14 protein-coding genes and 1 pseudogene are annotated in these 20,840 nt (G+C 73.0%); 6 read left to right on the top strand and 9 right to left on the bottom strand.

All coding sequences use genetic code 11. The features are described 5' to 3' along the window. Positions 1-48: 48 nt before the first annotated feature. Entirely contained in the window at positions 49-3,735 is a 3,687-nt protein-coding gene (gene fxsT, locus ACFZCY_RS09070) for an FxSxx-COOH system tetratricopeptide repeat protein (protein WP_391170520.1), read from the top strand. A gap of 72 nt (positions 3,736-3,807) precedes the next feature. On the opposite strand, the gene ACFZCY_RS09065 is transcribed toward fxsT, so the two are convergent. The 4 genes from ACFZCY_RS09065 to ACFZCY_RS09050 all read right to left on the bottom strand — a co-directional run bounded on the left by ACFZCY_RS09065 (position 3,808) and on the right by ACFZCY_RS09050 (position 10,742). Then, the gene (locus tag ACFZCY_RS09065; RefSeq protein ID WP_391170518.1) at positions 3,808-7,659 is read right to left on the bottom strand and encodes a multifunctional oxoglutarate decarboxylase/oxoglutarate dehydrogenase thiamine pyrophosphate-binding subunit/dihydrolipoyllysine-residue succinyltransferase subunit; all 3,852 of its coding nucleotides are present in this window, start codon (positions 7,657-7,659) and stop codon (positions 3,808-3,810) included. Between the two features lie 233 nt (positions 7,660-7,892). Then, positions 7,893-9,110 carry an ATP-binding protein gene (locus ACFZCY_RS09060; RefSeq protein ID WP_391170516.1) on the bottom strand — a complete coding sequence of 406 codons (1,218 nt, stop codon included), beginning with the start codon at positions 9,108-9,110 and terminating at the stop codon, positions 7,893-7,895. Next, positions 9,107-9,847, bottom strand: coding sequence for a response regulator transcription factor (locus ACFZCY_RS09055; protein ID WP_055547848.1), 741 nt, complete (start codon positions 9,845-9,847; stop codon positions 9,107-9,109). The genes ACFZCY_RS09060 and ACFZCY_RS09055 overlap by 4 nt, the downstream gene beginning before the upstream one ends. 139 nt (positions 9,848-9,986) lie before the next feature. Next, positions 9,987-10,742, bottom strand: coding sequence for a spermidine synthase (locus ACFZCY_RS09050; RefSeq protein ID WP_391170513.1), 756 nt, complete (start codon positions 10,740-10,742; stop codon positions 9,987-9,989). A gap of 204 nt (positions 10,743-10,946) precedes the next feature. On the opposite strand from ACFZCY_RS09050, the gene ACFZCY_RS09045 reads away from it, so the two are divergent. Beyond that, entirely contained in the window at positions 10,947-11,795 is an 849-nt protein-coding gene (locus ACFZCY_RS09045) for a rhomboid-like protein (RefSeq protein WP_391170511.1), read from the top strand. Here the strand turns inward: ACFZCY_RS09045 and ACFZCY_RS09040 are convergent. The 5 genes from ACFZCY_RS09040 to ACFZCY_RS09020 are packed head-to-tail and all read right to left on the bottom strand — an operon-like array spanning position 11,747 to position 16,176. Next, positions 11,747-12,358 carry a hypothetical protein gene (locus ACFZCY_RS09040; protein WP_391170509.1) on the bottom strand — a complete coding sequence of 204 codons (612 nt, stop codon included), beginning with the start codon at positions 12,356-12,358 and terminating at the stop codon, positions 11,747-11,749. The genes ACFZCY_RS09045 and ACFZCY_RS09040 overlap by 49 nt on opposite strands. Continuing rightward, positions 12,355-13,860 (bottom strand): hypothetical protein, encoded by a 1,506-nt coding sequence (locus tag ACFZCY_RS09035; RefSeq protein ID WP_391170507.1) that lies wholly within the window; start codon positions 13,858-13,860, stop codon positions 12,355-12,357. The genes ACFZCY_RS09040 and ACFZCY_RS09035 overlap by 4 nt, the downstream gene beginning before the upstream one ends. After that, on the bottom strand, positions 13,857-14,639 hold the full coding sequence (locus tag ACFZCY_RS09030; RefSeq protein ID WP_391170505.1) for an ATP-binding cassette domain-containing protein: 783 nt from the start codon (positions 14,637-14,639) through the stop codon (positions 13,857-13,859). The genes ACFZCY_RS09035 and ACFZCY_RS09030 overlap by 4 nt, the downstream gene beginning before the upstream one ends. Next, on the bottom strand, positions 14,636-15,568 hold the full coding sequence (locus tag ACFZCY_RS09025) for a zf-HC2 domain-containing protein (protein WP_391170503.1): 933 nt from the start codon (positions 15,566-15,568) through the stop codon (positions 14,636-14,638). Before ACFZCY_RS09025 ends, ACFZCY_RS09030 begins: the two co-directional genes overlap by 4 nt. Next, positions 15,565-16,176: a sigma-70 family RNA polymerase sigma factor gene (locus tag ACFZCY_RS09020; protein ID WP_391170501.1), complete on the bottom strand. Its 612-nt coding sequence runs from the start codon at positions 16,174-16,176 to the stop codon at positions 15,565-15,567. Before ACFZCY_RS09020 ends, ACFZCY_RS09025 begins: the two co-directional genes overlap by 4 nt. A gap of 145 nt (positions 16,177-16,321) precedes the next feature. Between ACFZCY_RS09020 and lon the strand changes: the two genes are divergently transcribed. From lon to ACFZCY_RS09000, 4 genes and pseudogenes are all read left to right on the top strand, one after another. Then, positions 16,322-18,730, top strand: coding sequence for an endopeptidase La (lon, locus tag ACFZCY_RS09015; RefSeq protein WP_391170499.1), 2,409 nt, complete (start codon positions 16,322-16,324; stop codon positions 18,728-18,730). A gap of 143 nt (positions 18,731-18,873) precedes the next feature. Then, positions 18,874-19,470 (top strand): annotated as a pseudogene (locus tag ACFZCY_RS09010) (Uma2 family endonuclease). Between the two features lie 67 nt (positions 19,471-19,537). Beyond that, positions 19,538-20,134, top strand: coding sequence for a short chain dehydrogenase (locus ACFZCY_RS09005; RefSeq protein WP_391170497.1), 597 nt, complete (start codon positions 19,538-19,540; stop codon positions 20,132-20,134). A gap of 120 nt (positions 20,135-20,254) precedes the next feature. After that, entirely contained in the window at positions 20,255-20,806 is a 552-nt protein-coding gene (locus ACFZCY_RS09000) for an NAD(P)H-dependent oxidoreductase (protein WP_391170495.1), read from the top strand. Positions 20,807-20,840: the final 34 nt, after the last annotated feature.

Genomic DNA, 20,840 nt, shown 5'->3' with positions numbered 1-20,840 from the left:
TGCGGCAGGCCGCACGCGTTGCAGAGGGCCGCAACGGGGGAGGGACCCATGACGGACGAGGCGGTCGGCGGGGAGCTGGTGCCGGAGCCGCGGCGGATCGGGGATCTGAAGGCGATCCCCGAGCAGGTGAAGCCGGAGTGCCGGGAGCTGGCCCGGAGCCTGCGGGAGCTGTTCGGCGCGCTGGGGGTGTCGCTGCGGGTCTTCGCCGTACGGGTGCACTACGACGCGGGGACCGTCTCGCGCTATCTCAACGGGACCGTCGTGCCGCCCGCCGAGTTCGTGGACCAGCTGCTCACGCATGCGGCCAAGGCCACCGGGCGGGCCTCCTCGGTCGAGGTGATGGCCCATGTGCACGCCCTGCAACGGCGGGCGTTGCAGGTCACCAACAAGGTGGGCTGGGAGCTGCAGCGGCTGCGTGACCAGCTCGCCGACGCCGACCGGCAGCGGCAGCAGGCCGAGGTGCGGGCGGAGGCGCTGTCGGAGGCGTTGCTGGTACGGCAACAGCGCATCGCCGAGATGGAGGTCGACCAGCGGCAGGCGGCGCTCTCGGCCTCGCTGGAGCGCGATGAGCGGGAGGCGGAGGTCGACCGGCTGCGCGGGGAGCACGAGGGGTTACGGACCGAACGGGACCGGCTGCGCGAGGAAGTCGCCCGGTTGCGGGCCGAATTGGCGCAGGCGCGGCGCCAGGCGCTGGAGGCCGAGCGCCGGTGCGAGGCACTGGAGCATCAGCTGCAGACCGAGGAGGAGGCGGCCGCCGAGCAGGCGGGGGAACCGGCGGAGCTGCGGCTCGCGTACGACTGGGCGCGGCAGCTCGAACGCGAGCTGGCGCGGCTGCGGGCCCGGGAGAAGAGCGCCGCCGCCGACGTGGCGGACGACTCGCCTCCGGCGGCTCCCCGCTCCTTCGCCGTCGTCCACGCGGACGAGGACCGGCTCTGGGCGGACTGGATCGCGCACGTGCTGCGGTCGAACGGACAGCGGGTGGCGGCGTCGCTCTGGGGCCCCGCGTTCCTCGGAGCCCTGGAGCAGCGCTCCGCGGATGAGGTCACCCACATCCTGCTGTTCAGCGAGCACTTCTTCGCCGCCGGAGCCCGCTCGGGCAGCGGCTGGGAGAAGACCGTCGCCGCCCTGCTCCGCGCTGTCCCCCTCCCCATGGCCGTGGTCACGGGGGACTGTGCGCTGTCCTCCGGTGTGGACCAGATAGCCACCCTCGACCTGCGGCGGCTGGGCGCGGACGCGGCCGAGCGGGCCCTGCTGCGCTGGCTGGCCGTGGTGCCCCTGCCCGCCGGGCCCGGGGCCGCCGCCTACAGCCCGCGCTTCCCCGGCAGCGCGCCCGCCGTCTGGGACGGGGTGCCGCGCCGCAATCCGCGCTTCACCGGGCGCGACGCGCTGCTCGTCGCGGTGCACGACCGTCTGCAGGCCGCCCCCGCCGACACGGCGGTGGTCGCGCTCGTCGGGCTGCCGGGCATCGGCAAGACGCAGCTCGCCGCCGAGTACGCCCACCGTTACGCGGGCCGGTACGACGTGGTCTGGTGGGCCTCCGGGGAGGACCGGCCCACCCTGGAAGGGAGGCTCGCCAGGTTCGCCCCCGTCCTCGTCGGCGCCGACGGCGCCAGGGGCGGCGACCCGGTCCGGGCCGCGCTGGACGCCCTGCGCCGGGGCGTTCCGTACGAACGCTGGCTGCTGGTCCTGGACGGCGCCGAGGACCCCGAGGCCATCGCCGGCCTGCTGCCCGCCGGGCGCGGCCATGTGCTGATCACCTCGCGCAACCGGGCCTGGGCCGACCACTACGCCGAACTGCTGGACGTCCCGCCGCTGAGCCGGGAGGAGAGCGTCGCGTTCGTCCGCCGCCGGGCGCCCCGCATCGGGGCCGAGGACGCGGACCGGCTCGCGGCGGCCGTCGAGGACCTGCCGCTGCCGCTGGACCAGACGGCGGGCTGGCTGGACGGCTCGACGACACCGGTCGCGGAGTACGTGCGCATGGTGAGCGACGGCGAGCCGAGCCCGGGGCGGCCCGCGGCGGACTACCCGATGCCGTATCACGCGGCCTTCAAGGCCCTGATCACCCAGCTGCGGGAGACCACCAAGGCCGCCGCCGAACTGCTCAGCCTGTGCGCCCTCTTCGACCCCGGACCGGTCCCGCTCACCCTGCTGCGCGCCGTCCCGGCCGACCAGCTCTCCCCGGCGGTGGCGGCGCTGCTGGACAACCCGAGCCAGCTGGATCTGGCCATGGGCAAGCTGGTGCAGCGGTCGGCGGTACGGGTGGCGGACGACGCCGTGTGGATGAGCCGCTTCGTACGGGACGCGGTGCGGCGGCGGGCGCCGCAGGAGCGGCAGGCCAAGCAGGCCCGGTTGGTGCGTACGGCACTCGCCCTGGCGGACCCGGGCCGCCCCGAGGACCCCGCCACCTGGCCGCGGTACGCCGAACTCCTCCCGCACCTGGAGTCCTCGGGCGCCCTGGAGTCCTCGGACGCCACGTCACGCCGGCTCGTGCTCGGCTTCCTGCGGTATCTGACGCTCAGCGGCGACTACGCGAGGGGCATGCGCGTCGCCGAACGGGCGGCGGGCGACGATCACGACCTGACGGCGCGCCGGGCCACACTGTCACGGGTGACCGGGGACTTCGCTCGCGCCGAGGCCCTGGACCGGTCGGTGCTGGTGGACCTCGTCGAGTCGGACGCTCCGGGCGTGCTCGTCGCGATGGCCAGGCTCGCTGATGACCTGCGGGGCCTGGCCCGCTACGACGACGCTTACCAACTGGACTGCCAGCAACGCGACCTGTGCGCTGTGCGCTTCCCGGACAAGGGCCCGGAGACGCGCAACGCCCAGCGGAGCCTGTCCCACTCGCTGCGGATGCTCGGCCGCTACGCCGAGGCGGCGGAGATGTCCGGCAGGACCCTGGCGAGCGCCCGGGAGGCGCTGGGCCCGTTGGCGCTGTCGACCTTGTCGTCCGAGACCGACTACGCCTACGACCTGCGGCTGTCCGGGCGCTACGAGGACGCTCTGAGCCTGCAGGCGGCCAGCGCCGAGCGGCATCGCGAGGTCCTGGGCGACGACCACCCATGGACGCTGGTGGCCGCGTACCACCATGGGCTGTGCGCATGCTGGAGCGGTGACCCGGCGACCGGTCTGGGCATGATCTACGACGTGTGCCAGGGCGTGGAGCGCGTGATCGGCGCGGACACCCCGCCGTCCCTGATGATCGCCTCGGGGGGCCTTGCCCGCGCCCTGCGGTCCGATATCCCGGACCAGGCGGTGGAGATCAGCGAGCGCCTGGTGGCGCGTTACGAGGCGTGGCTGGGGGACCGGCACCCCTACACCATCGGGGCCCGGGCGAACCACGCGCTCGTCCTGGTGGGGGCGGACGAGAGAGCACGGGAACTGGAGAAGGCCCTGACGGACATGACCGCCGCGCTCGGCCCTCGCCACCCCTGGACGCTGGGCATCGCGCTCAACGCGACGGCGGTACAGGACCGCCGGGACGCCTGTGCGCTGAGCCGGGAGACCGCGCACCGGGCCGCCAGGGTGCTGGGGGCGCGGCATCCGCTCACGCTGCTGGCCCAGGTCGCGCTGGCCGCGGACCTGCGGGCGATCCGGGGCGGACGGGACGAGGCGGATGTGATCGAGGAGGTCGCCTTGCGCGCGCTGGACACCGTCCTGGGGCCGGAGCACCCCGAGACCGTGGCGGCCCGTGACCGCATCCGGCCCGTCTGGGACTTCGAGCCGCTGCCGATCTGAGTACCTGTACGCCGGAGGGCCCGGCTCCCGAGTGAAGCGGGAGCCGGGCCCTCCGTACCCGGTACGGGACCGTCAGAGGTCGAAGGCCTCGCTCACCAGCGCCTGCTGCTCCGTCTGGTGCCGCTTGTTCGACCCCACCGCGGGCGAGGACGAGTGCGGGCGCGACACGCGGACCAGCCGCTCGGCGGCGGGGACGTCCGCGCCGACCGACAGCTCCAGGTGGTCGATCAGGTTGAGGGCCATGAACGGCCAGCCGCCCTGGTTGGCCGGTTCCTCCTGCGCCCAGACGAACTTCTCGACGCCCGAGAACTTGGCGATCTCGGCCTGCACCTCGGCGCCCGGCAGCGGGTACAGCCGCTCCAGCCGGATGATGGCCGTGTCCGTCGCACCGCGCTTCTGACGCTCCGCGTCCAGGTCGTAGTAGACCTTGCCGGAGCAGAAGATCACCTTGCGGACCGCGGCCGGGTCCACCGTCTCGTCGCCGATGACGGGACGGAAGGCGCCGGTGGTGAACTCCTCGGTCTTCGAGGCCGCGGCCTTCAGGCGCAGCATCGACTTCGGGGTGAAGACGACCAGCGGCCTGTGGTGCGGGTTGTGGACCTGCCAGCGCAGCAGGTGGAAGTAGTTCGACGGCAGCGTCGGCATGGCGACCGTCATGTTGTTCTGCGCGCACAGCTGGAGGAAGCGCTCGATGCGGGCGGACGAGTGGTCCGGCCCCTGGCCCTCGTAGCCGTGCGGCAGCAGCAGAGTGACGCCGGAGGTCTGGTTCCACTTCTGCTCGGCGGACGAGATGAACTCGTCGACGATGGTCTGCGCGCCGTTGACGAAGTCGCCGAACTGCGCCTCCCACATGACCAGCGACTCCGGGCGGGCCAGCGAGTAGCCGTACTCGAAGCCCATCGCCGCGTACTCGCTGAGCAGCGAGTCGTAGACGTTGTAGCGGGCCTGGTCGTCGGAGAGGTAGAGCAGCGGGGTGAAGTCGTCACCGGTCTCGCGGTCGACGAGCACCGCGTGGCGCTGGCCGAAGGTGCCGCGGCGGGAGTCCTGTCCGGCGAGCCGGACCGGGGTGCCCTCCATGAGCAGCGAGCCGATGGCGAGGGTCTCGCCCATGCCCCAGTCGATCGTGTCGTCCTCGATCATCGCCGCGCGCCGCTGCAGCTGCGGGAGCAGCCGCGGGTGGACGGTGATCCGGTCGGGGACGTTGACCTGGGACTCGGCGATCCGCTTGACGACCTCCTGGGAGACCGCCGTGTTCACCGCGACCGGGAACTCCGGCTGCGGCTCGGGGACCTCGGGCTGGGCCGGGGTCGAGACGGCGTCGCGGACCTCGGTGAAGACCTTCTCCAGCTGGCCCTGGAAGTCCTGCAGCGCCTGCTCGGCCTCTTCCAGGGTGATGTCGCCGCGCCCGATCAGCGACTCGGTGTAGAGCTTGCGCACCGAGCGCTTCTTGTCGATCAGGTCGTACATCAGCGGCTGGGTGAAACCGGGGTTGTCGGTCTCGTTGTGGCCGCGGCGGCGGTAGCAGATGAGGTCGATGACCACGTCCTTGTTGAACGCCTGGCGGAACTCGAAGGCCAGCCGGGCGACGCGGACGACGGCCTCGGGGTCGTCGCCGTTGACGTGGAAGATCGGCGCCTCGATCATGCGCGCCACGTCGGTGGCGTACATCGAGGAGCGGGACGCGGCCGGGGCGGCGGTGAAGCCGACCTGGTTGTTGATGACGATGTGCACGGTGCCGCCGGTGCGGTAGCCGCGCAGCTGCGACATGTTCAGCGTCTCGGCGACCACGCCCTGGCCTGCGAAGGCGGCGTCGCCGTGGAGGGCGACGGGCAGGACGGTGAAGTCCGTGCCGGCCTTGCCGATGATGTCCTGCTTGGCGCGGGCGACGCCCTCCAGGACCGGGTCCACCGCCTCCAGGTGGGAGGGGTTGGCGGTCAGCGAGACCTGGATCTGCTCACCGTCGAGGCCGGTGAAGGTGCCCTCGGCGCCCAGGTGGTACTTGACGTCGCCGGAGCCGTGCATCGACTTCGGGTCGAGGTTGCCCTCGAACTCGCGGAAGATCTGCGCGTACGACTTGCCGACGATGTTGGCGAGGACGTTGAGCCGGCCGCGGTGGGCCATGCCGATGACGACCTCGTCCAGGCGCGACTCGGCGGCCGCGTCCAGCACCGCGTCCAGCAGCGGGATGACGGACTCGCCGCCCTCCAGGGAGAACCGCTTCTGGCCGACGTACTTCGTCTGCAGGAAGGTCTCGAACGCCTCGGCCGCGTTGAGCCGGCGCAGGATGCGCAGCTGCTCCTCGCGCTCCGGCTTGTCGTGGCTGCGCTCGACGCGGTCCTGGATCCACTTGCGCTGCTTCGGGTCCTGGATGTGCATGAACTCGATGCCGGTGGTGCGGCAGTACGAGTCGCGCAGCACGCCCAGGATGTCGCGCAGCTTCATCATGGACTTGCCCGCGAAGCCGCCGACCGCGAACTCGCGCTCCAGGTCCCACAGGGTGAGCCCGTGCTCGATGATGTCGAGGTCGGGGTGCTTGCGCTGGCGGTACTCCAGCGGGTCGGTGTCGGCCATGACGTGGCCGCGGACCCGGTAGGCGTGGATCAGGTCGAAGACCCGGGCCGCCTTGGTGACGTCGTCGTCGTGGCTGACGTCGATGTCCTTGAGCCAGCGGACCGGCTCGTACGGAATGCGCAGCGCCTTGAAGATCTCGTCGTAGAAGTCGTTCTCGCCGAGCAGCAGCTGGTTCATGATCCGCAGGAACTCGCCGGAGGCGGCGCCCTGGATCACCCGGTGGTCATAGGTGCTGGTCAGCGTCATGACCTTGGAGACGCCCAGCTTGTTCAGGGTGTCCTGGGAGGTGCCCTGGAACTCGGCCGGGTACTCCATCGCGCCGACGCCCACGATCAGGCCCTGGCCGGGCATCAGCCGCGGCACGGAGTGCACGGTGCCGATGCCGCCCGGGTTGGTGAGGGAGGCGGTGACGCCGGTGAAGTCCTCCATCGTCAGCTTGTTCGCGCGGGCGCGGCGGACGATGTCCTCGTAGGCCTGCCAGAACTCGAAGAAGTTCAGCGTCTCGGCCTTCTTGATCGCCGCGACGACGAGCTGGCGGTCGCCGTTGGGCTTGACCAGGTCGATGGCGAGGCCGAGGTTGATGTGCTCCGGCTTGACCAGGGTCGGCTTGCCGTCCTTCTCGGTGAACGAGTAGTTCATCGAGGGCATCGCCTTCAGCGCCTGCACCATGGCGTAGCCGATGAGGTGCGTGAAGGACACCTTGCCGCCGCGGGCGCGCTTGAGGTGGTTGTTGATCACGATGCGCTGGTCGAACAGCAGCTTCACCGGGACCGCGCGGACCGAGGTGGCCGTCGGCAGCTCCAGCGACGCGTTCATGTTCTTCGCGACGGCGGCGGAGGGGCCGCGCAGCGTGACCAGCTCGGGACCGACGGCCGGCTCGGCCTTCGCCGGCTTGGCGGAGACCGTGGGCTCGGCGGGGGTCGGCTTGGCCGGCGCGGGCTTGGCCGGGGCCGGGGCCTTCGCGGCCGGAGCCTTCGCCGCGGGGGCCGCGGCGGGCTTCGCGGGGGCCGGAGCGGCGGCGGCCGGCTTGGCGTCCGCGGGCTTGGCGTCCGCGGGCTTCGCGGGCGCGGCCGGGGCCTTCGCGGGCGCCGGGGCAGCGGCGGGAGCCGGGGCAGCGCCTCCGGTCACTCCCTGTGGTGGCGTGGCCACCGCGGAACCGGTGTCCTGGCCCGGCTTGTAGTCGGCGAAGAAGTCCCACCAGGCTCGGTCGACCGAGTTCGGGTCCTGGAGGTACTGCTGGTAGATCTCGTCGACGAGCCACTCATTGGGGCCGAAGGCAGCGGCAGGGCTAGTTCCCTGCCCGTCCTGCTCGTCGGTCGAGACGCTCGAGGTGTTGGGGGACTGTGGCGACACGGCGGTAACCGCCCTCTTCCGCTTCACAAGGTGGTGGACAGCGGGAATAAAGGCTACGCCCCTTGACCCCATACGTGCAGGCCGCACTGGTCATCGTCGTCTAAGTCACACTCATCGGCGGGTTTCAGCGCATGGCGTGGCGGGAAACACACGTGGTTCCGCTGTGACCGTCCGGGATGTGAGAACGCAAAAGTGCACCCACACCGCTCAGATGTGCGCTTCCGCCTTCGACTTTACGTCAATTTTGATCTCTGGACGTCCCCCGGAAGGGTGACTTTGATCCGGCAGCCCCGAGAGGATTCGGCCACCCCGATGCGGCCGCCGTGCAGATCGACCGCCCAGCGCGCGATGGCCAGACCCAGACCGGTCCCCCCGTCGCTGCCCTGACCGGGCCGCGGCCGGGCGCCGGGCGCCGGGCCCGCCGTACCTGCCGGGTTCGGCGAGAGGCTGCCCCGGTTGAAGCGTTCGAACACCCGGTGCCGCTCCGCCTCCGGAATGCCCGGGCCCTCGTCCTGCACCTCCAGCACCAGGCTCCCCGGCCCCTCACCGCGCCGCGCCCGCACGCTGACCCGGCCGTGCGCCGGGCTGTGCTTCATCGCGTTGTCGATCAGGTTGGCCATGACCTGGTGCAGCCGCTCGGCGTCCGCGTACGCCGACAGCTCCGGCGGCGAGACGTCGAGGTCGAGATGGACGTCCTTACGGGTGTGCTTGCCCGAGCCCGCGTCCGCCCCCTTGGCCATGCTGGCCTCCTTGAGGATCCCGGCCAGATACGGCCAGACCTCGAAGGTGCGCGCGTGCAGCGGCACCACCCCGTTGTCCAGCCGCGACAGATCCAGCAGCTGCTCGACCAGCCGGCCAAGACGCTCGGTCTGGCGCAGCGCGACCCGCATCGTCTCCGGGTCCGCCTCCGAGACGCCGTCCACGACGTTCTCCAGCACCGCCCGCAGCGCCGCGATCGGCGTGCGCAGCTCGTGCGAGACGTTGGCGACCAGCTCCTTGCGGTGGGTGTCCACCGCCTCCAGATCGGCCGCCATCCGGTTGAACGAACTGGCCAGGTCGCCGAATTCGTCCCGGCGCACGGCCGCCCGCACCCGCTGGGTGTAGTCGCCGTGCGCCATCGCCTTGGTGACCAGGGTCATCTCGTCCAGCGGGGCGGTCAGTCCGTGCGCCACGAACTGGGTGATCAGCAGCGAGGCGATGATCGAGAAGACCGTGATCACGCGCAGCTCGGTGTCCGAGTGCATCGCCGCGAACACCAGCAGGGTCGTGATGATGACCGACCCGATGACCAGCGCACCCAGCGCCGCCTTGACCGAGCGGTACGGGTCGAACGGCCGCAGCGCCTCCCACACCTGGGTCCAGGTGGCGCGGATCCGCTCGCTCCGGGGGAGGCTCCGGACCCGCCGGAGGTGCCGGTCCAGATCCCAAGGGGTCCCGGGAGGCTTCCTCATGCCGCGGGCGTCTCCAGGGCGTAGCCGACGCCGTGCACCGTACGGATCCGCTCCGCGCCGATCTTCCGGCGCAGCGCCTTGATGTGGCTGTCCACGGTCCGGGTGCCGGAGGCGTCCGCCCAGTCCCACACCTCGGCCAGCAGCTGTTCCCGCGAGAGCACCGCGCGCGGGGTGTTCGCCAGACAGACCAGCAGGTCGAACTCGGTCGGCGTCAGGTGCACGTCCGAGCCGCGCACCCGCACCCGCCGCTGGGCGTGGTCGATCTCCAGCTCACCCAGCCGCAGGATCCCGCTGCGCGGGGTGTTCGCGGCCAGCGCCGCCCGCTCGACCCGGCGCAGCAGCACATGCACCCGGGCCGCCACCTCGCGCATCGAGAACGGCTTGGTCATGTAGTCGTCGGCGCCGACCCCGAGCCCGACCAGCATGTCGGTCTCGTCGTCCCGCGCGGTCAGCATCAGGACCGGCACCGGCCGCCGCGCCTGCACCCGGCGGCAGACCTCCAGGCCGTCGAAGCCCGGCAGCATCACGTCGAGGACCAGCAGATCGGGCTGCCACGCCTCGGCCGTGTCCACGGCCGCCGGGCCGTCCGAGGCCGTCTGCACCTGGAATCCCTCGGCGCGCAGCCGGGCCGCGATGGCGTCCACTATGGTCGGGTCGTCCTCGACGACGAGGATCCGGCGTTGTGCGCCCGGGGTGGTCGTGGCGCCCCCGTTGTGGCCGTTGTGCATCTGCTCCATACGCCCGCCCCTGCGTCGTTCCCGTGAATCCGCGGCCGCCTACCATCACACGTGTGGAGAAACCCACGGCTCCGCGCCTGGCCATTGCCCGGCCACTTTTCGTAGGCAAGCAAGCGTAAGGGCAGCCTACGCGGCTCGGCTACGCGCCTCGAATTCCGAGATGCACCACGTCGGGAACACCCCGGGCAACGGTGATCTCTTCCGTACGCACCTCTGTGAACCCGGCATTCCGGAGAGCCCGCTCGAATGCGGACGACGGCTGGGCCGACCACACGGCCAGTACTCCGCCGGGGGTGAGCCGGGCCGCGCAGGCGGCGAGCCCGGCGGGGGAGTACAGCCCGTCGTTGTCCTCGGTGACGGTCCAGTCGGGGCCGTTGTCGATGTCCAGACACAGCGCGTCGTAGCGCTCCGCGCCCTCCGTACCGGCCCGTAGACGGTCGACCAGATCGGCGTGGACGATCTCCGTCCGCGGATCGGCCAGGGCCTCGCCGGACACCGCGGCCAGCGGCCCGTCCCGATGCCAGTCGATCACCGCCGCCTCCCGCTCGACCACCGCGATCCGCCCCCACCGGGGCTCGGACACCGCCTCGACCAGCGAAAACCCGACGCCGAGCCCGCCGATGAGCAGTGCGGGGGAGCGGCGCCCTGCCGGCAGCGCGTCGAGCGCGGCGCGGATCAGCAGGCGCTCGGAGCGGCCGTCGGAGGTGTCCATGAGGAAGCACCCATTGGCGATGATCTCGAAGACGGCCCCGTCCCCTCGGCCGCCCTCACCGACCGTGCCGCCGCCGGCCGCGTCGTCCCCTCCCCGCCGCCGCAACACGACCTCGCCATGGGGGCCCTCCCGGCGGTCGACGGTGACCGGCCGGGCGTCGGCGATGTCGTAGGGCGACTGCATGGGGTGGATCCTCCCGGGCTTCCTCGCGTGAGCTGACGGGCCCATCCTCGCGCCGCGGCGGGCCGCCGGTCCAACGGATAGATGTGGCGGCCTTCACATCGCGGGACCGGTGAGATGACTCACGGACCGATGATTGTTGAGACGTCTGCGCGGACATACGCCGCACACGGCCGGGAGCGGCCGGTGGCGAGGAAGGAGCCCGTGGTGACGACATCGGTGGAACGGACCGGGGCGCCCGCAGACGTGACGTCCCCCCTCCCCGGCCCGGGCCGCCCGGCGACCCGCCCAGCCGGGCCGGGGCCGGTCGCGGGGGCGACCCGCCCAACCCGGCCGGGGCCGGTCGCCCCCGATGCCGCCACCCCCCGAATACCGGCCCCCGAGCCCCGCCGCGCCCCCTGGTGGCGGCCCCGGCTCCGGGACCTCCTGCCCACCCCCACCGGGACCCCGTTCACCCTCTGCTACTCCCTGATCCTCCTCGGCACCGGCCTCTACGCCCACCTCGGCGACCCCCGCACCGTCCACGACCTGCTCACCGGCTCCAGCACCGACGTCTCCAACCTCTCCCAGCGGCCCCTGCTGACCCTGCTGGCCAGCGCGCTGTGGGTGGTGGGCGGCATCACCTCGCCGTATCTCGTCGCCCTCCTCCTCGTGCTCTCCGCGCTCGAACACCGCGTCGGCGCCCTGCGCACCGCCGGCGTCTTCGTGCTCGGCCACGTCCTCGCGACGCTGCTCACCGAGATCCCGGTCGCCGCGTCCGTCGCCATCGGCCACCTCCCCGACAGCTCGCTGCGCCGCCTCGACTACGGCGTCAGCTACGGCCTGATCGCCTGCGCCGGCGCCCTCGCCGGCCTGCTCCCGCCCCGGCCGCGCTGGGCCCTGATCGGCGGCATCGGCGCGGCACTGGTCGCCGGAAGCCTGCTGTACTTCGACCCCCTCACCGACTGGGGCCACGCCCTGGCCCTGCTGACCGGCACCGCCTGCGGGCCGTACGTCCGCCACGTGGCTCAGCGGCGCGGAGCCGGGCCCTCCGGGCGGGCGCCCCGAACCGCGTAGACGACCGTGCCCATGGCGAACATCACGCCCGCCGTCCACCACGCCGCCCGTTCCGGGCCCGGCTGCACCGACCAGGCCCAGACCGCCCGCCGGCCGCCCGGGTCGCGTCCCGCCGTCAGATAGACCGCGCTGGTGTGCGCCAGCACCGGCAGCCAGCTCAGCCGCGCGCCGATCAGGGCCGCGGCGAGGGCCGTCACCCCCGTCGCGGCCACGGTGTTGCGGACCATCGCGGGCGCCCCGAACTGCTCCGGGCGGCCCCGCACCCCCGCCGCGAGCAGCGCCGCGGCCAGCGCCGTGAGCAGCAGCAGATGGCAGAGGCGGCGGGGCCACCAGGGGCGTACGGCGGTGCGGTCCAGCTCCTCGGAGTGGGTGTACAGGCTCGCCCCGATCGCCGCCGAGGCGAACAGCGGCGCGAGGACGACGACCGGCAGCCGTGCCCCCGCGCCGAACGCGGGTTGAGCCATCAGCCAGTCGGCGCACCAGGCGGTCGCCGCGGCGGCCGTGACCAGGGAGGCGGCGGTCAGCGGCAGGGTCCGCGACCGTGCGTAGAGCAGCACGCTCATGGGGCCGTCACCCGCTTCAGGTGACAGGAGCGGGCGGCGGCGAGGTAGTTGCCGAGCCAGCGGGTGCGTTCGGGCTCGGGCATGGTTCGCAGCCTGGTGAGGGTGTGGGCGTAGAGCGGTGGGGGCGGCGGCCCCGGGAGCGGGTCGTCCCACACCGGCATCGGCGCCAGCCAGTCGGTGACGGCCGTGCTGATGTCGTCGGCCCGGGTGTGGGCGCCGGGGGCCGGACAGGAGTTGGGAGCCGCCGTGTCCACGGCCGCGTTGTGCGCGAACAGCTCCGGCTCCGTGATCCGGTTGAGCCGGAAGTAGACGTCCCAGCCGGACACCTGCGCGTCGGTCCCGCGGGCGGCCGAGGTGTCTCTCTCCACGACGCGGGCGGGGGCGTTCGGTACGCCCCGCAGCTTCGCCGACAGGCCCGCCAGCGCCGCCGACGCGCCGGGCAGCATCCGGGTGTGCACCCGCGACGCGCACACCTGGGGCGTGCCGTCGTCGCACACGAGCGCCGAGGCGGCCGGGTCGGGCCGCCAGGGGCCGTCGGTGCCCAGCTGCGTCAGCAGCAGCGCCGCGGCGGTGGCGGCAGCCGCGAGCGGTACGAGTGCGGTGACGCGGCGGCGGGCGGCGTACGCCAGCAGGGCCGCCCCCGCCAGCCCGGCCGTCCAGATCATGGAGACCGGGGCGCACCACCACAGCGGGCGGTCCCCGAAGAAGGATTCTTCCAGGACGGGGGACAGCCAGGTGATAGCCGATTCGGAGTACCCGGGCAGTCCCAGGGTGAGATACGTGCCCACGGCCACCAGAGGCGGGGCGAGCCGCCACGGGATGACGCGGCCCGCGAGGAAGCCGAGCACCCCGAGGGCCCCGAGCGTTGTGGCGTCCGCCGCGATCAGGGACGGCCAGGGATGGCCGTAGCTCGCGTACCGCCAGGTCGCGACCAGGCAGACGGCCGTGGTGAGCAGATACCCGGCGACCGGCCACAGGATGGTCGGTGCTGCGGCGACCAGGGCCCGGCGCAGGGGCGTACGGGGCATGGTGGCGAGCAGGTCCGTAGTGCCCCGCCGCCGCTCCCGCCCGCCCTGCCAGCACGCGGCGGCGGCCGTCAGCGGGCCGCCGACCAGCAGCCCGGCCGTCCGCAGGTGGTCGGCGGTGGACATCCAGGTGGTGAGCCAGAGCTCCGCCTTGTCGGCCATGGCGAGCAGCAGCGTGACCAGCACGGTCGCGCCCACCACGGGCCCGAACCAGCGGGTGAGTTCGGCCCGCAGCGGACTGCGGAAGTGCCGTCGCCGCGTCGCCGGAACGGCCGGTGCGAAGGGAGGGCCCTCGCGCTGTGCGCCCCCCGGCGAGCGCCGTGGGACGTCCGGCGCGGGCCGGTCCGGGGCATCGGTGGCCCGTTCCGGCGCGTCCGTCCCGGCCCGGGCATCCGCCGCCCCCCGTACGGCGGATGCCCGCGCGTCCCCCTCCCGGACGGCCCGTGCCGCGCCGTCCGGTCGCTCGTGCCCCGTCACCGGGCCACCCCCGCCCCGTCCCCGGCGCGGTGACGCCGCAGGACCGTGGCGTAGCCGCGTTCGATGGGGTTGTCGCCGACGTCCGCCGCCTCCGCCGCCTCGCCCAGCTCCGCCAGCGCGGAGGGGGTGCCCCGGTAGGCCACCCGGCCGGACTCCATCAGCGTCACCTCCGTGCACGCGGCGGCGACGTCCTCCACCAGATGGGTGGAGACGATCACCGTGGAGGTGGTGCCCAGCTCCCGCAGCAGGGCCCGGAAGTCCACCCGCTGCTCGGGGTCGAGACCGGCCGTGGGCTCGTCGAGCAGCAGCATGTCCGGTTCGTTGACGATGGCCTGGGCGATGCCGACGCGCCGGACCATGCCGCCGGACAGGCGGCGCACCTTGGTGTCGATGCGGTCGGCGAGCCCGACGCGGGCGACGGCCCGCTCCACGGCGGCCGCGGCGGCCGCACCGGACATCTCCTTCAGCCAGGCCACGTACCCGACGAACTCGCGCACGGTGAAGCCCGGGTAGTGGCCGAACTCCTGCGGCAGATAGCCGAGCCGGCGCCGCACGGCGGTGCGGCCCGCGTGTGCGGAGGCATCGTGGCCGAGCAGTTCCACCCGGCCCGCGGTGGGTGCGGCGACCGTCGCCAGGACGCGGATCAGGGAGGTCTTGCCCGCGCCGTTGGGGCCGAGCAGGCCGTGCACTCCGGTGCCGAAGTCGAGGTCGACGGCGTCGAGGGCGGTGGTCCGGCGGTGCCGGACCGTCAGCCCGCCGACGGACACGGTGGTCGTCATATGCGCTCCAGACGGTCGTAGGAGGTGCGGCGCAGCACCAGCAGCCCGGCGCACGCGGCCGCGGCGGCGGCCCAGCAGCCCTGTGCGGCGGGGCCGGACAGCACGGTGGCGAGGGAGTCGGCCAGGGCGCCGGTGGGCAGGGACCCCGGCGGGCCGCCGGGCGCCGCGGCCGCCGGTGCGCCGACGGTGAGCAGCCAGCCCGCGGAGACCGCCCCGGTGGCGGCGCGGCAGCCGACGTACGAGCCCAGGGCGAGCGCGGCGAGCGTGAGCGCGAGCCCCGGCAGCAGCCAGGCCGCGGCCCCGGGACCCCCGGCGCCGTCGGGCAGCAGCACTCCGGCGAGGGTGAGCAGCGGTACGGACACCGCCAGCACCGCCGCCGTACGGGTCAGCAGCAGCCGCAGCCCGCCGGACGGCGTGGAGACGACGATTTCGTGCATCGGGTCGGCGTGCCGCCCGTACGACACGGCGACGCCCAGGGACGGCAGGACGGGTGCGAGCAGCAGCAGGAGCGGCCGTACCCCGCCGGCCCCGGTGGCCCGGGCGGCACACACCGCCCCGACGGCCATGACCAGCAGCGAGATCAGCCAGGGCCCCCGCAGAGCGGGTCCAGCGGCCCAGGCGAGCCGACCGTGGAGGGCGGCCCGGTCGCCTCCGGCGAGGCGGGCCCGCCGCGTCGGCCGGAGGGGCCGTGGGGGCGGCGTGTGGGCGGGAGCGACCCCGTCCGGTGTCGTCGCGGTGGCCAGCAGGGCGGTCCGTACCGCCGCCAGGGCGGGTGCCGCCGTGCCCGCGCGCGCCGCGGCCGAGACGCGGGCGGCACAGGGCGTGCACGCCTCCAGGTGCTTGTCGACCGACCAGGCGTCGAGTTCCGGCAGCGAGCCGTCGGCGTACGACGCGGCCTGGGCGGGGGTCACATGCCAGGCATGGGTCATGGGGTGCCTCCCAGCGGGTGCGGCGTGGGCAGCGGGGACAGCTGGGCGAGCACGGAGCGCAGTTCGCGGCGGGCGCGCCGGGCACGGGACTTGACGGTGCCCTCGGGGATGCCGAGGAGCTGCGCGGCCTCGCGCGTGGTGAGCCCGTCCACCACCGTGGCGCGCAGGACGGCGCGCAGTTCGGGGGAGAGCCGGTCCAGGGCGGCGCCGACGGTGCCGTACTCCAGCGCGTCGAGCACCCGGTCCTCCGCCGAGGGCGTGGTCGCACGCGCCGCGGCGGGGTCGTGATGAGCGTGCGCGGACTGCGCCTCGGCGGTGCGGGCGGCGGTGCGCCGGGCGTCGACGAGACGCCGGACCGCGATGGTCCACAACCAGCCGCCCGCCTCGCCGCCGCTGTGGGAGGCGGCGGACCGCCAGACGGTGACGAAGGTGTCCTGGAGGACTTCCTGCACGGTCTCGGGGTCGGCGCAGCGCCGGGTGAGCCGGGCGTGCAGCCAGCCGCCGTGCCGGTCGTACAGCGTGGCGAGCGCGTCGGCGTCGCCCCGCGCGACCGCGCGCAGGAGTGCCGCGTCGCTCGGGTGGGCCCCCAGGGGGCGTAACGGTCTCACGCTCCCTCTATCGCTCGGGAGCGCTTCGGCGGTTCACGGCAGGCGGGCCCGGTGATCGCTCACAGCGAACACCGGGTCGGGAACACCTGGGGGGCTCACAGGCATTGAGTCTGCATAGCTCAACTTGCCTGCCGAAGGGGAGATCATGGCTTCGCTGTCCACACCGCTCACCCTGCCCGTGCTGCCTCTCGATGACGAGGTCGTGCTGCCCGGAATGGTGGTGCCGCTGGACCTTTCCGATACCGATGTACGGGCCGCGGTGGAGGCCGCGCAGGCCGCCGCTCGGTCCGATGGCGGGAAACCACGGGTGCTGCTGGTGCCGCGTGTCGACGGGACGTACGCGGGCATCGGCACGCTCGGCACCGTCGAGCAGGTGGGCCGGCTGTCCGATGGTGATCCCGGGGCGCTCATCCGTGGGGTGCGGCGCGTGCGGGTCGGGGCCGGGACGACCGGGCCCGGGGCCGCGCTGTGGATCGAGGGCACCACGGTCGAGGAGATCGTGCCCGATCCGCTGCCCGGTGCCGTCACCGAGCTGATGAAGGAGTACAAGGCGCTGGCCACCAGCTGGCTGCGCAAGCGCGGCGCCTGGCAGGTCGTGGACCGGGTGCAGCAGATCGACGATGTCTCGCAGCTCGCCGACAACTCCGGTTACTCGCCCTTCCTCAGCGTCGCCCAGCGGGTGGAGCTGCTGGAGACCACCGACCCGGTGGCCCGGCTGAAGCTGGCCGTCACCTGGCTGAGCGACCACCTCGCCGAGCAGGACGTGGCGGAGTCGATCGCCAAGGACGTCCAGGAGGGCGTGGACAAGCAGCAGCGGGAGTTCCTGCTGCGGCGGCAGCTGGAGGCCGTGCGCAAGGAGCTGGCCGGGCTGAACGGCGATCCCGAGGACGAGTCCGACGACTACCGGGCCCGGGTCGAGGCCGCCGAGCTGCCCGAGAAGGTGCGCGAGGCGGCGCTGAAGGAGGTCGACAAGCTGGAGCGGGCCAGCGACCAGAGCCCCGAGGGCAGCTGGATCCGCACCTGGCTGGACACCGTCCTGGAGCTGCCGTGGAACGAGCGCACCGAGGACGCGTACGACATCCAGGGCGCCAAGGCGGTGCTCGACGCCGACCACGCGGGCCTGGAGGACGTGAAGGAGCGGATCACCGAGTACCTGGCGGTGCGCAAGCGCCGCACCGACCGCGGCCTCGGGATCGTGGGCGGCCGGCGCGGCGGGGCCGTGCTGGCGCTCGTCGGCCCGCCCGGCGTCGGGAAGACCAGCCTGGGCGAGAGCGTGGCCCGCGCGATGGGGCGGAAGTTCGTCCGGGTCGCGCTGGGCGGCGTCCGCGACGAGGCGGAGATCCGCGGCCACCGGCGTACGTACGTGGGCGCGCTGCCCGGCCGGGTCGTACGGGCCATCAAGGAGGCGGGCTCGATGAACCCGGTGGTCCTCCTGGACGAGGTCGACAAGGTCGGCTCCGACTACCGCGGCGACCCGGCGGCGGCCCTGCTGGAGGTCCTGGACCCGGCGCAGAACCACACCTTCCGGGACCACTACCTGGAGGTCGAACTCGACCTGTCCGACGTCGTCTTCCTGGCCACGGCCAACGTCCTGGAGGCCATCCCGGAGGCGCTGCTGGACCGCATGGAGCTGGTGCGCCTGGACGGCTACACCGAGGACGAGAAGGTCACCATCGCCCGCGACCACCTGCTGCCCCGGCAGCTGGAGCGCTCCGGTCTGGAGCCGGGCGAGGTCGAGGTGGCGGACGAGGCGCTGCGCAAGCTCGCCGGGGAGTACACCCGGGAGGCGGGCGTACGGACCCTGGAGCGCTCCATCGCGCGGCTGCTGCGCAAGGTCGCGGCCCAGCACGAGCTGGGGACGCGGGAACTGCCCTTCACCGTCGGCGTGGAGGAGCTGCGTCCGCTGATCGGGCGCCCGCACCACACCCCGGAGTCCGCGCAGGACCCGGCCGAGCGCCGCACCGCCGTACCGGGCGTGGCGACCGGGCTCGCGGTGACGGGCGCGGGCGGCGACGTGCTGTACGTGGAGGCGTCGCTCGCGGACGCCGAGACGGGCGGCGCGGGGCTGACCCTCACCGGCCAGCTGGGCGACGTCATGAAGGAGTCCGCCCAGATCGCCCTGTCCTTCCTGCGCTCCCACGGCGCGGAGCTGGAGCTGCCCGTCGGTGACCTGAAGGAACGCGGCATCCACCTCCACGTACCGGCCGGTGCGGTGCCCAAGGACGGACCGAGCGCGGGCATCACCATGACCACCGCCCTGGCCTCGCTGCTGTCGGGCCGCCAGGTGCGGCCGGACGTGGCGATGACGGGCGAGGTCTCGCTGACCGGGCGGGTGCTGCCGATCGGCGGCGTCAAGCAGAAGCTGCTGGCGGCGCACCGGGCCGGGGTGATCACCGTGATCATCCCCAAGCGGAACGAGCCGGATCTGGACGACGTGCCGGCCGAGGTCCTGGAGAAGCTCGACGTCCACCCCGTCTCGGACGTCCGCCAGGTCCTGGAGCTCGCCCTCCAGCCCGCCTCGGCGAGCGCCCCGGAGGTCCCGGTGGCGGCGTGACGGACGCCGCAGGTGACCGTGGCCCGGAACCCCGTGTCGAACGGGGTTCCGGGCCACGCGTGACCTGTCGGCCGTGCGTATCGTTGGACTAACCGGCCGCATACGTGAGGTGTGCGGCGGGGAGGAGCGGCACGGTGACCGTCATGGAGATTGACCAGATCGACACTGACAGGATCGAGATGGCCGACAGCAGCGACGAGCGGACCTTGGACATGATGTTCGAGTGGCTCGAGCAGATGCCCGTCCCCGAGTGAATCAAGGTCGAGATTGTCGAGGGACACATCTTCATGTCGCCGCAGCGGGACACTCGCTGGGACATCATCCTGGACATCATCGAGCAGCTGCGGACGGAATACCCGCGCAGGCGGATCAAGTCGGACGTCCGTATCGATTACCCCGGCCACCTGAACGGCTTCGCGACCGATGTGACCCTGATCGCGAAGGGTGCGGCCATGGACTCCAAGGGCCTGTGGCGCTGCCAGGACGTCGAGTTCGTCGCCGAGGTGATCTCGAAAGGCACGGCCGCGAACGACTACGGACCGAAGAAGCTGGCCTACGCGGCGGCCTAGGTGCCCGTCTACCTGATCGTCGACGCGTACGCCGGCAGGTGTCACGTCTTCACCGAGCCCAAGGACGGCGACTACCTCACCGAGTTGTCCGCGTCCTTCGGCAGGGAACTCGATCTGACCGACACCGTCGTGGGGCTGACGCTCAAGACCGACGAGTTCCCTCGCGACTGATACGGCGCCCGCTGCCTGGTTCCGGCAGGGCCAGGCACGCCGCCCCGCGCTCCGGCAGGCTGGCCGCATGAAGATCATCGTGATCGGAGCGACAGGAATCATCGGCCGCGCCGTGGCGGACGCCCTCGAAGCGCGGCATGAGGTCGTACGGGCCTCCCGCACCGGCCCCGTGGCAGTGGACATGGCCGACCCTGCCACTGTCGACCGGCTTTTCTCCACCGTCCAGGACGTCGATGCCGTCGTTTGCTGCGCCGCCTCCGGCGCCCTGACCCCGCTCGGCGGGGACGCGTCCGACGAGGAGTTCGCCACCGGCCTCGACGCCAAGCTCCTCGGCCAGGTCGCCCTCGTACGCCGCGCGTTGCGCCATCTGCGCGACGGCGGGTCCGTCACCGTCACCAGCGGTGTGTTCGACAAGCCCACCCCCGGCGGCGCCTTCGGCGCGCTGGTGAACGCTGGGCTGGACGCCTTCGTCGCGGCTGCCGCGATCGAGATGGAGCGCGGGCTGCGGGTGAACGCGATCCGCCCGGGGTGGGTGCGGGAGACCTTGGAGAAGCTGGGCATGGACCCCGCCGAGGGTACCCCCGCGGAGACCGTCGCCTCGGCCTATGTGCGGGTCATCGAGGGGGCGGAGCAGGGGCGGGTGATCGTGCCCGGGCAGGGCTGAGCCGCGGTCGGGACGCGCATCGTCAACAGGTAGACAGATCTGTCTGGTAGCTTTGATGGCGCACAGACAGACCTGTCTGTTCGGTTGTTGTCGTCGCGTTCGCCACAGCGGAGGAAAGCCGTGCGCACTCTCGTCGTCCTCGCCCACCCCGACCTCGACGCCTCCCGCGTCAACGCCGCCCTCGCCGAGGCCGCCCGGCCGGTGGAGGGCGTCACGCTGCACGACCTGTACGCCACCTACCCGGATCTGCGCATCGACGTCGAGCGGGAGCAGCGGCTGCTGCTGGAGCACGACCGGATCGTGCTGCAGTTCCCCTTCTACTGGTACTCGGCGCCGCCGCTGCTGAAGAAGTGGCTGGACGAGGTGTTCCTGCGCGGCTTCGCGTACGGCTCGAACGGCACCTCGCTGCGGGGCAAGGCGCTGCTCATCGCCACCACGGCGGGTGCGTCGGAGGAGATGTACCGGCGCGACGGGTTCAAGCGGTTCACGGTCGCCGAACTGCTGAACACCTTCGACGCGACCGCGAACATCACGGGCATGGCTTACGAGGAGCCGTTCGTCGTCCACGGCACGCACGGGCTGGACGACGCGGCGCTCGCCGCGCACCAGGAGCGCTACCGCGCGCTGCTGGCGTCCGGGGTGCCGCGGGAGCGTGACCTCGCCGTCGCGTAACAGGCGTAGGACAAGGGCCCGGCCGCTCGTATGC

The sequence above is a fragment of the Streptomyces sp. NPDC007983 genome (assembly GCF_042958345.1).
Lineage (GTDB): Bacteria > Actinomycetota > Actinomycetes > Streptomycetales > Streptomycetaceae > Streptomyces.
Note: the sequence above shows the minus strand (reverse complement) of the source record. Positions and strands in the feature narration are given on the sequence as shown.